Source organism: Chitinophaga agrisoli (assembly GCF_008386695.1).
GTDB lineage: Bacteria > Bacteroidota > Bacteroidia > Chitinophagales > Chitinophagaceae > Chitinophaga > Chitinophaga agrisoli.
Map to the genome: position 1 here is coordinate 1659244 of NZ_VUOC01000004.1, position 11942 is coordinate 1671185.

Below are 11942 nucleotides of genomic sequence, written 5' to 3' on the forward strand. Positions count from 1 at the left end.
TTTGTTACAGCAAACTTTTTATATAGAACACAATAGGCATAGATGCAAATGCCAGCGGAATGATCACCGCAAAAAGCCATATACCCGTGGCCCGTATGGCAGGCGTATACCTGCTATGCACCAGCCCCGCCGTCCGGAATGCGCTTTGAAAACCATGGTACATATGATAAGATACCGCTAATGTCGCCACCAAGTATAACAGCACATACCAAAGCAGGCTAAAACTATGCGCTACCAGGGCATACAGGTCCTTTACACGCACGATCTCCACATCACCCTCCGTAGTCACCGCATACTCAAACGCCTTACTGGCTGGTTCATACACGGCAGATGTACGCTCGCGCGTTAGCAGGTTGGTCCGGTACTCCCGGTAGCCAATGTCTGTAAACTTATACCGCCCCCAGAAATTGCTCATATGCACCACCAGGAACAGGAAAATAATACTGCCTAACAATCCCATATTCAGCGATGCCCATTTTACAGGCGCTTTGGAGGATACCGCATACTTTACAGGCCTTGCCTGCCAGTTCTTGACCGTCAGCATTAATGCATAAAAAGCATGTATAAGTATAGATATATACAGCACATAACTTATAATTTCAACCGGGGGAAAATTTGTCATAAAATGGGCATAGATATTAAAATTATACCCCTCATCTCCCGCAAATAAAGTAAGATTGCCACCCACGTGTACAATAAGATAAAGACAGAGGAACAGACCCGTCATAGACATGATCAGTTTTCTGCCGATGGTGGAACGGAAGAATTGTTTGAAATTAATCATAGTACATAATTTGATTTAATGTATAAGCCAGCTCCCCTGGAAGCTGGCCCCGGTGTGTGGTGTATGCAGCCGCTTAACAACGGTTCTCCCGGTTCTCTGACCGGAAGATCATGCGCAGCGCCTGATCCCGGGTGGTATAGGCTACCGCCCAGTTATACAGGGTCTTGATCTTGTTATTATAGTTGACCAGTGAAACAACATGTATAAACAACCAGCTCATGAGCCCCAGCAAACCGCCCAGATGCAGCTTATGCTTAAACAGGTCCGCCATTGCCATCTGCCGCCCTATAATAGCCATATCTCCCCGGTCAAAATACTTGAATGGCTTTGGTTCACGCCCGGCGGCTATGCGCAGCAGGTTTTTTGCCAGGCTGGCGCCATGCTGGATAGCCGGTTGTGCCAGCTGCGGATGGCCATTGGGATACAGCTTATCTGTAAACTGTATGCTAATGTCGCCAATGGCATAAACGTCCTCATACCCCTGCACCCGGTTAAAAGCGTCCGTGACCATCCGGTTGCCTTTACCTATGCTCTTGGGGTCAATACCTTCAAAAGTATTGGCAATTACGCCGGCGGACCATATCAGGGTCTTGGCGGCTATCACGGTACCGTCTGACAGCAGTACCTCGTCATTCTCAAAGCCTTTCACATGCGTGTTTAACGTAACCTTCACCCGCAGTTTTTCCAGCGCCCTTAAGGCCGCCGCATGCGATTTATCGCTCATAGGCGCCAGCAGGTATGGGGCGCCGTCAATAACATGTATATCCCCTTTAGCGTCTTTGAGGCCCGGGTAATCACGCAGCATGATGTATTTCCGCATTTCCGCCAGCATACCGGCTACCTCCACGCCCGTAGGGCCGCCGCCTGCTATCACAATGGTCAGCAAACGTTGCCGCTCTACAGGGTCCTGCTCCAGCGAGGCCCGCTCCATTGTTTTGATCAGCTCATTCCGCATAAAAAGCGCATCATCTATCCCCTTCAGCGAATAGGTCTTTTCCCGCAAGGCCTCATTCCCAAAAAAGTTGGTACGGGAGCCGGCGGCAAAAACCAGTATATCATACTGCAGCTCCCCGCCATCGCTCAGGTAAAGCCGTTTGGCGGCCGTATCTACCTTCAGCAACGCCGCCATCCGGAAACTGATCTGTTTGTTCCGGAACAGCTTCCGGAAAGGATAGCTGATGCTCGCAGGCTCCAGGAAACTGGTGGCCACCTGGTATAACAGCGGCGTAAAATAGTTGTAGTTGTTTTTATCAACTACCGTTACCGCATAGTACTTGTTGTGGAACAGGTTTTTCGCAAAATTAAGCCCGGCAAAACCGCCGCCTATTACGACAATGTGTTTTTTGGGAACCCCATTTTCTTTCATGATGAATGGTTTTATAGTGTGAATATGACCGGCCGTGAACGCGTATACGTTCCTGCCAGCCTTCCGTGGATCAGCGTCAGCTAGTTGCCCAGCCGGCGCCTTAATTGTTCAATGTTCTTTGTCATCAAGGCTTTATCAGCCGCTGAATGGGTCAGCGTTAAAGCCTTTTCGTAGTGTTTAAGCGCTTTATGGTCGTCAACATCAGTATAGAGGTTCCCCAACAGGGAATAGTAGAAATAATTATCCGTTAGCTGCAGCTTCTCGCCTTCAATGATCGCCTCCCGTTTACTCCGGGCCCTGGCAAGCGCAAAAGTACGGTTTAATGCGGCAATAGGCGAATACTCCAATATCAGCAGCTGGTTATAAAGATCGAGAATATTATTCCATTTTTCCGGAGAGTTTTCTTTATGCGTATGCCAGTAGGCAATACCTGCCTCCAGGTGATACTTGGTAATGTTCCTGGTGGCGGCGGCTTCATGCAGGTAATACTCGCCTCGCTCAATAAGCTCCCGGTTCCACAGGGTTTCGTCCTGGTCCTGGTACAGCACCACCTCCCCTCTCTCATCCATCCTGGCGTCAAACCGCGAGGCGTGAAAACACATCAGCGCCAGCAGCGCGTTCACAGCCGGTTTGTTCGTGTGCACATTCTCTACCAGCAGGTAATTGAGCCGCATCGCCTCTACACATAGCTCCTTACGCAATACCGCATTCCCGGAAATGGAATAGTACCCCTCGGAAAAAAGCAGGTACAGGGTTTTCAACACCGCATCCAGCCGCTCGTTTATTTCAGCAAGCGTAGGCTGTTGTATTTTTATACCGGCTTCCTTTAATCGTTCTTTTGCCCGGCTGATCCTTTTATAGATCACTTCCTTGTTCGTCAGATAGGCGTCCGCAATTTCCTGCGCGCCAAATCCACAAAGCAGGTTTAGGGCCAGGGCTATCTGTGATTCGCTGGGTATGGAAGGATGGCATACCGTAAACATCATGGCTAGCTGACTGTCTGTAATATTTTGCGGCGAGAGGTCCAGGGTGATCTCTTCATCCTTTGGCGTACTGTATCGCAGATCAGTCATCAGCTTCTCCTGGAAAAAAGAGTTCCTTTTCAGCCAGTTCTTTGTTTTGTTCTTGGCCACCGCATATAACCATGCCGTTGGATTGTCAGGTACCCCTTTTGCGCTCCACGATTCCGTGGCGGAAAGGAAGGTATCGCTCACAATATCTTCGGCCTGCTCTATATGCTCAATACCAAACAGGAAACAGAGTACCGAAACTATTTTCTGGTACTCTGTTCTGAATAAATGTGGTATTAATTCCTTTTCCTCCATTTGTTGGGCCGCTGTTTTATAACGCTGCCATCCTTATCTCTACAGTGCCTCCCAGCTCCAGGATGGGCGATCCTTTCGCTATTTCCACAGCTTCGTCATAATCCGCAGCTTTAATAATGACCAAACCGCCTATGGATTCCTTTATCTCCGCATATGGGCCATCCGTTACGCTCTTATCATGCTTTAACACCTTGCCTTTACCCTCCCACGGCTGTGCAGGCCGCGCCAGCCTGTCTTCCGCGGTAAGCGTGTTAAACCACTCCCGCCAGCGGCGCAGGTGCGCCTGCAGTTCCTCAGGCGATGGCTGTTGTTCCCTGGTCTTATAATCCCTGCGAAATACTAATAAGAATTCATTCATATGTGGTAGCATTTAATAAGCGGCTTGTCATATAATTTATCAGGCAAACTGCCCAACCTGGTAGGTACCTACCGCGCTTGGCATCGGGAATGCAATATTAAAGCGGTTCCAGGTATTAATGGCAGAAATTGATAAGGTCAGGTCAACCATCTCCTCATCCGTAAAATGTTCTTTTACTTTCAAAAATACCTCATCCGGAACTTTACAGGCGGTTACCGCTTCAGCCCATGCCAGCGCAGCCCGCTCACGGTCTGTAAAGAAAGGCGTTTCCCGCCATGCGTTCAGCGCATACAAACGTTGCTCTGTTTCGCCATGGGCGCGCAGGTCCTTGGAGTGCATATCCAGGCAGTAAGCACAGCCGTTGATCTGGGATACCCGGAACTCAATCAGCTCCCGCAATTTCGCCTCTACAGGAGATTTCTTTAAATACGCGCCTATGGGATAGAGTGCCTTTAAAGCGCCTTGTCCCTTTTCATGAAAATTGATCCTTTGTTCCATGTTTATTGAATTTTATTGGTTATACCTGAATAACAACTGGCTTTTCTCAATTGGACAAAATCCCGCAGATTTTTTTCCGGTTAGACTAAAATATCATTTTCGGCTTCCAGGGGTGGCGGCAATACCGTTTCGCCCAGCATCTCCCGCAGGTCTATTTCAATGGTGCGGCAGATCTGCGAAATAGGCACATCATTGGCGCTGCCTTCAAAAGGGTTCTCCGTGCTCTCGCCTACCTGCACCAGCGAGGTGTACATCCACGATATCAGCACGCTGAAAGGCACCACCAGCCAGATCATATGCCCCTGCATAAAACCTGTAACGCTGTTGTTCAGCTTGTCAAACTCCTGCAGCATGCCAAACGGCAGCAGAAAGCAGAAGATCCACACGAAAATGGTGTTGATAATGGAATACTGCCGGGGATAAGGCGTTTCTTTCACAGACTCGCATTGCGCCTGCAGCGTATACAAAGTGCTAATGGCCCTTTCCATATCCAGGAACTGCGCGGGAACGATCACCTGGCTATCATAGAGCTCTTTCAGGGTTTGACTTTGCAGGGATAAGATCTGCGCGGCTTTATTATTAACGCTGCATATATAGGCCAGCTCGTCCTCCGGCAGGTGTTGGGCCAGCGCGCCCTCAATGGTCATAGCCCGTTCCGGGATGGAATAATAATACCGCTGGTATTCTGAGTTGGCGCGCTTATCCTGCACCTCCCATACCCGGTTCTCCCGCATTTGATGCCGCAGCGCCGTTAACCACGCAAAATGACGGTAGTATAATAACCTTGTCTTGTCCATATCATGCAGGTAATCCCGGCAGGCGATCGCCCAGATCCTGCTGGTGCTCACAATGCCTGTCCACACGCCATGCGCGTCCCAGGTACGGCTGTAGGTCTGCGTATTCTTAAAGCCTACAATAAATGCCGTAGCAGTGCCTAATAACGATACCACCGTCCAGGGTATCGCCAGCCACTTTAGATCTAACACATGATACAACAGTACAGGAATGAAGCCCAGGATGATCAGCGTATAGATGTTCTTTCTCGTCCATTTCAGGAAATCAGATAATTTGTAGGATTTGCCTATGTGCATATGATCGTTGTTTATTTCGTTTCCTCCTCCGGCTGATCCTCCTCCATAATAATATCATCCAGGAACTCTACTCCCTGGGTCGCATTTTCTTCGCGTACCGGCTCCAGGGCCGTTTGCACTTCTGATACAACCGGCGTTATAGGCTTGCCGGCCAAAAAACGCTGAATGATTTGGAATACCGCTATCATAATTTTGTTTTTTTAGGTTGAAATGAGATCTGTCTTCATAATGGCACAAAAGGATTTGCAACCCGCATGCCATTAGATTAACAAATTGATTATTTGATAGTTGCAATAAAGTCCGTAAATTTATTTTTACGATATATCGTAAATTGTCATATTATCCGCTGTATTTCGTGGAGGAGGCAGCTATAAGCAATTAAGCCGTTAATACCAGCACAGGAACCACTCAGGCATATATATCCGTATGTCGTGCCGGTAACAATGCGCATGTTGGATCAAACGTTTAAATTTGAAACTATATCCTGTTACTATCACCCTTATAATACCATTTCCCTCATGTCATGTGCCATTCCCGCATCATGCATCAGTACAGCAACCTACCGTGGTAGTCACCGGATCCACAGCACATACAAACACCACAACCATAATACCCTCAACTTAAAAACCACATACACATGACTGATCAATTAAACCGCTTTGGCATGGGCGCCCGCTTTGTACCTGCCGCCGCCTTAACCGAAACCGACCTGGGCCCGTTACAACAACTGATCGGTGAATGGGAAAGCGTACCATTGACCACCACCAATGAAGGCGCCATCCAGCCCATCGCCAGCGGCTGGAACGTGATCTCTGTACCGGGTGGTAACGGCTTTGTTTTTGAAGTGATCCCCTACAAGGAAAACTTGAAATTCTCCGCAGTAGCTGTACAGGCAGGTAACCGCGGACCGGTGCTCAACGGCAACCAGTTCGACCAGGAGATCTTTGGCCTGTTCTATGAACAGCAGATCATCAGTGTTTGTGATACGGACTTTTGCAACAGCAGGGGCTTTAGTAACGGTACGGTGATCCACGCAGAGACCGGGCTTTTCCTGTACATCACTAATTTCAACGGCGGCTTTAATATTGCCCGTTTAGGTACCGTTCCGCACGGCAATGCATTGCTGGCCCTGGGCGCGTCTTCAGTGGAGACTAATCCCGGCACAGACTTCTTCCCCACTTTATCCGCTAAAGGCGTAAACCTGGACGGTACCAATCCCAATGGTCTTGGCTACAATGATCAGATCATTGGCAAAAGACAGTTCCCGGCTTTTAACCAGGTAGATCCAAACGCCTTCCTGAAGTCCTCATTAGAAGAGATAGTAGGCACGGGGTCCATAACAAATATGACCACCCTCGATATGTCTACACAAAACCCGGATGCAACAGGCGGCATCCTCAATATCCCGTTTATACAAAGCAATGTTACCGCTACCACCATGGATGCTACCTTCTGGATCGAAAACATATCCGGCGGCAGCGAAACAGAGCTCTTACAATATTCCCAGACCATCAACCTGGTATTCCCGCCGGTAGGCTCCGTAACGCCGGTCATCTGGCCGCATATCACCATCAACACCATGAGGAGAATGCCCCAGCTGAAAGCCATGGGAGACACAGTTGGCTCTTCAGAGGGCGTACCGCAACTGTAAAACGCGGCTGATCTAAAACATATAACCGGTAGGAAAATGAGGGTGATCAATCCTCATTTTCCTGCTATAGCATCATACCTGCGTTGCATAGCTGAACAGAAAGATCTATATTTAGCAACACATCATCACCTATACCATAAATAACAACTGCAATGGGGCATTCCTTGAAAACGCTTATCATCGCTCTTTTATGTAGCACCGTGATCATTCCGCTACACGCACAGACCAGCACCAACGCCTTAAATATCCTGCCCAATGGCAATGTAGGCATCGGCGTTGACCAGCCCTCAGAAAAATTAGAGGTGCAGGGAACCCTCAAAGTGAACGGCCGCATCATGGACAAAACAGGCCCGGTAATGCCGGCCGGCGCCATCTTGCAATATGCAGGCAGCGTGGCGCCGGCCGGCTGGTTACTCTGCGATGGAACATCGTATGCAAAGACCGGCGATCAGAAAGATCTTTTTGCCGTCATCGGTGTTATGTACGGCAGCGATGGTAATGATAAGTTCAGAGTGCCTGATCTCCGCGGAACGTTTATCATGGGCGCTGATCCCCGCGATGCAAGTGAAAGCGTCGCTAAACAGGGTAACCCGGATGTGCATAACCATACCGCAAAACCACCCGTTATAACGCCCACTACCATGGAGGCAGGTAGCCACAATCATAAAATGCCCAGCGCCTGGTATGATAGATCCCTCCCCTCGTCAGGTTTTGACAAGATCAACGGCATAGACAGGGGCTCACCCAGCGTCTCAGACCAAACCACACAGAATGCCGGAGCGCACACTCACCAGGTAACAGTAGATATCCCGCAGTTCACAACCGGCAATTCCAGCGGCAAAAACCGCCCCAAATGGATAGCCTTGAACTATATCATCAAATATTAACACATTCCCAATAAACCATTAAACAAAATGCTATGCCTATCACGGAAATTAAAAATCTAACCAATGGCAAATCCATTCCCAATGCCGATCTGACCAAGTTCGACAGCATCGTTTTTGCCGAAACAATTGTGCTTAATGACATCACAGAAGCTAGCTGGACCCCGTTGGCCGGCGCCGGCAATATAGGGGTAACCTGGACAAACGGTCCCCGTGCGGTAGGTGGAACGCTTGCCATAGACACCAATAAAAAAACCGCCACTATCAGCGGGCTCACAAATGTTTCTAAATACAGCGTAGACCTGACAGGGCAAATTGAAATTGGGCCCAAGAACAGCGATGCTGTAGCACACGTGAACGTAAGGATCGGTAATATGATAACCCCGCAAAATCTTAAAGGCGATACGATCATTGACTTCAGCAATGAAGTAGACAGTACGGAAGGCGTAAGCAAGCTTGATCTGAATGGCCTCATCAGCTGGATCAAAGACAATGGCGATAGCGGCGCTACCGTAGAACTGCCCAAACTGGACGGAGATACCCAACCGGGTGAATTTATCCTGGAATTCAAAAAATTCTATGTCAACATTACCCAGAAGACCTTTGATTTCTGGGTGGAATCTGCCGCGAAACAATCTATTACATTTGGCAACATCACTATTAAACAGGTAGGTTTCAGGGTTACCAACGTACCTACGACTCCGGCGCCTAAAGAGGCCCCTAAAGCCATTGCGCAGCCGGAAACCAATGGAGTGCCCGAACCAGCAGTATAAACGATCGTATCATTAATTACCTGTTGAGGGATGTTGCCCTCAACAGGTCTTGCATCTTATGGCAGCATCATCACCTCTTTTGCTGGATATCACAGGCGCTACCAGCATTGGCGCCCCCAATGCGGTTGAGTTCGACATTACTTTAGGCGTACGGATAAACGGCGCCGAAAAGTCCGTATACGCCGCGCTAACAGCCAGTAAGCAGGAAGGCGTTAGCTTCCCTGCGCTGCTCAAAGCCCTGGCCCCCGGCGATAATACAGCAATACCCGGTTTCCTGGATAAGCTGCCCGCCATCCGGGCGTTATCTGTCACATACGGCACAGGCGAACAGTCAGCTGAGTTCCGCATCAGCTTCGAAAGCGTACTTACCATCAATAACAAACAGATGGAGGTTACCCTGGAGGCCAGTTATGCAAAAGGCGCTTATACGTTTGGCGGTACGCTACACATAGATCAACACCAATTCGCCCTGCAATATGTAAAAGCGGCAGATGACTGGTACCTTTATGCCAGCTACCTGCACGATGGCAAAACCACCCTTAATTTCAGGGAGATCGCCGGCCGCCTGTTCAGCGATCCTAACGTTATCCCAGACGCACAGCTGGACATTGATCCTTTTAAAGCCTTCTTATTATACCGCAAACAGCAAGATGGTAAAACCGCCCTACTGGTTGGTTTGGGCGCAGGCCTGGAGCTGGATGTGAAAGACCTCCCGCTGGCCGGTCCTTTGTTTACCAAAGACAATGCCTTTGCCTTCAAAGAAGTACTGGCCTTGTATGCCAGCGGCAACTTTACCCCTGATGAATTAAAACCCTTTAAAGAAATTCCCGGCATTAACATCACAACAGGTTTCAACATCTCCGCCCAGCTGCTCATCAACGGCAAGGAGGAGTATTATGCGCTGAACGATGGCCCGGGTAAAACCTATCCACCCGCAACAGCCAACAGCACAACGCCGGTAACCTCCCTCGCCGGAGAAATAGCCGCCAAAGCAAAATGGACCAAAGTAGATAAACAAATTGGCCCGGTAACCTTACAGCGGTTGGGCTTTATGTTTAACGAGGGCAAAGTGGTGCTGCTCCTCGATGCCTCCATGTTGATGGCAGGCATGGGCATGCAGCTGCTAAGCCTGGGCCTGGGCTTTAAACTGGAATGGAAGTTCCCGCCCGCTATGCCGGAATTCTATTTAGACGGCATTGGCCTGTCATACACCAAAGACCCCATCCGTATCAGCGGCATGTTCTTAAGAACAGCGCCTATAAAAGACGTGGAGGAATATTCCTACTATGGATCTGCCCAGCTGGCGCTGTCAAGCTTCAGCGTTAGCGGTATTGGCGCCTATAGCAAACTCATAGCGCCCCAGCCGGATGGATCCGTATCCCTGTTCATCTACGCCATGTATGCCGGCGCTATTGGCGGCCCTGCCTTTTTCTTTGTAACAGGTATTGCAGCCGGCTTTGGCTACAACCGCAGGTTAAAAGTGCCCGCCATCAGGGAAGTCAACAACTTCCCGCTGGTGACCATGGCCTTAAACCCGGATCCCAATAAAACCCTCAACGCTATACTGGCGGATCTGGTGAACCAGCAATGGATCCCTGCGTCGCCCGGCGATTACTGGCTGGCGGTAGGTATAAAATTCACCTCCTTTAAGATCATAGAATCATTTGTACTGGTAATGGCGCAATTTGGTACCCGTACTGAATTTGCCATACTGGGTTTATCTATACTCGCCTGGCCTTCCAGGAACAACGCCATCGCCTATGTGGAACTGGCCGTTAAAGCCAGCTTTGGTCCGGATAGCGATGTGATAGCGGTAGAGGCCATGCTTACTCCCAACTCTTACATTTTCGACAGGAACTGTAAGCTTACCGGCGGCTTTGCTTTCTACGCCTGGGTAAAAGGCCCCCATGAGGGGGATTTTGTAATTACTTTAGGGGGATACCATCCTAAATTCAATAAGCCGCAACATTACCCGGATGTAGACCGCCTGGGCCTCAACTGGCAAATATCCAACCAGCTACAGATCAAAGGCGGGCTGTATTATGCCCTTACGCCAGACAGCATTATGGCCGGCGGCCGCCTGGAGGTCACCTTCAGCCTCAGCTTCCTTACCGCCAGTTTAACGGCCTGGGTAGATATGATCATGGCCTGGGCCCCCTTCCAGTACGATGTTGATCTGGGCATCCGCGTAAAGATCACCGCGGATATAGACGCCTGGCTGTTTACCGTTCACTACAGCCTCGAAATGGGCGCGCAGCTCCATATCTGGGGACCGCCATTTGCAGGAGAAGCCCATGTGAACTGGGCCATCTTTTCATTCACCATACCCTTTGGCAGTGCCGATAAGCAGGAAAAGGAAAAACTGAAATGGCCCGCTTTCAAAGAGCAGTTCCTCCCGGCCAATACCGGCAACAAGATCAGGCCGGAGATCATCGTCAACGCAGGTATCATTAATGAATACACCGTTGGCCAGACCAAATACCTGCTGGTCAACCCGCACCAGCTAAAGATAAATATAGACGCGCCCCTGCCGCTGACCACCGTGAACGTACCAGACAGCACAGGCACGGTGAAGGAAATACAGGCAGATACAAAAATGCAGGTGGACGGGGTTACGCTGCAGTATGCAGACCGTAACACAACCCTGGGCATCCGTCCCATGCAGGAAACCAGCCTCCCCTCAGCGCTCCGCGTAGACATGCGCTTGAATGACCAGCCGCTGAGTGGCGATCTGGCGCCCAGCTATGCTACCTATGCGGCCGGCGTACCAGGCTCCTTATGGGACCCGCAGCAGGCTACCGGCGGCAACAACGCCCCGGAAGATGTAAAGCTGTTGAAAAAGGCGATCAAAGGCGTAATGATCACCGCTAAAGAAACGCCCCTGCCTCCAGAGGCCCCGGGGTTTGACCTTAACGGCAAATTCACCGTCGTATCGGGATCATTAAAATGGGACTATATACCCGCATTAACCGGCCCGGATAATACCGCCTACAGCGATCCTATAAAAACCGTCATCATCAGTAAGCTCAACGATGCCGCCATCACCGCCAAAAGGCAGGCCCTCATAGCCGCCGCGCTGCAGGCACAGGGCATGCAAACAGCAGAAACCGGCAGCCACCAGGAATGGGTAAACGCATTAAGCGCAGCACCGGTGATAGTACAGCTGGGAGGTTTGCCCCAGTATAAAAACGAAACAGGCAAAAAAGTATAGC

11 protein-coding genes are annotated in these 11942 nt (G+C 49.9%); 4 read left to right on the forward strand and 7 right to left on the reverse strand.

Going from position 1 to position 11942, the window contains the following annotated elements:
• Positions 1–4 precede the first annotated feature (4 nt).
• The 7 genes from F0L74_RS25735 to F0L74_RS33390 form a co-directional block, all read right to left on the reverse strand.
• Positions 5–784, reverse strand: a complete 780-nt coding sequence (locus F0L74_RS25735) for a succinate dehydrogenase cytochrome b subunit (protein WP_149840775.1) — start codon at positions 782–784, stop codon at positions 5–7.
• 73 nt (positions 785–857) lie between these two features.
• Entirely contained in the window at positions 858–2150 is a 1293-nt protein-coding gene (locus F0L74_RS25740; protein ID WP_149840776.1) for an NAD(P)/FAD-dependent oxidoreductase, read from the reverse strand.
• Between the two features lie 80 nt (positions 2151–2230).
• Entirely contained in the window at positions 2231–3475 is a 1245-nt protein-coding gene (locus tag F0L74_RS25745; RefSeq protein WP_149840777.1) for an RNA polymerase sigma factor, read from the reverse strand.
• A gap of 16 nt (positions 3476–3491) precedes the next feature.
• On the reverse strand, positions 3492–3833 hold the full coding sequence (locus F0L74_RS25750; protein ID WP_149840778.1) for a YciI family protein: 342 nt from the start codon (positions 3831–3833) through the stop codon (positions 3492–3494).
• A 39-nt stretch (positions 3834–3872) separates the two neighbouring features.
• Positions 3873–4331 (reverse strand): carboxymuconolactone decarboxylase family protein, encoded by a 459-nt coding sequence (locus F0L74_RS25755; RefSeq protein WP_149840779.1) that lies wholly within the window; start codon positions 4329–4331, stop codon positions 3873–3875.
• Between the two features lie 80 nt (positions 4332–4411).
• Entirely contained in the window at positions 4412–5422 is a 1011-nt protein-coding gene (locus tag F0L74_RS25760) for a bestrophin family protein (protein ID WP_149840780.1), read from the reverse strand.
• A gap of 11 nt (positions 5423–5433) precedes the next feature.
• Entirely contained in the window at positions 5434–5610 is a 177-nt protein-coding gene (locus tag F0L74_RS33390) for a hypothetical protein (protein WP_188316160.1), read from the reverse strand.
• Between the two features lie 449 nt (positions 5611–6059).
• Between F0L74_RS33390 and F0L74_RS25765 the strand changes: the two genes are divergently transcribed.
• The 4 genes from F0L74_RS25765 (at position 6060) to F0L74_RS25780 (ending at position 11941) form a co-directional block, all read left to right on the forward strand.
• Entirely contained in the window at positions 6060–7073 is a 1014-nt protein-coding gene (locus tag F0L74_RS25765; protein WP_149840781.1) for a heme-binding protein, read from the forward strand.
• A gap of 152 nt (positions 7074–7225) precedes the next feature.
• Complete coding sequence (locus tag F0L74_RS25770) at positions 7226–7960, forward strand: tail fiber protein (protein ID WP_149840782.1); 735 nt, start codon at positions 7226–7228, stop codon at positions 7958–7960.
• 32 nt (positions 7961–7992) lie between these two features.
• Entirely contained in the window at positions 7993–8730 is a 738-nt protein-coding gene (locus F0L74_RS25775) for a hypothetical protein (protein WP_149840783.1), read from the forward strand.
• A 58-nt stretch (positions 8731–8788) separates the two neighbouring features.
• The gene (locus tag F0L74_RS25780; RefSeq protein ID WP_149840784.1) at positions 8789–11941 is read left to right on the forward strand and encodes a DUF6603 domain-containing protein; all 3153 of its coding nucleotides are present in this window, start codon (positions 8789–8791) and stop codon (positions 11939–11941) included.
• Position 11942 lies beyond the last annotated feature (1 nt).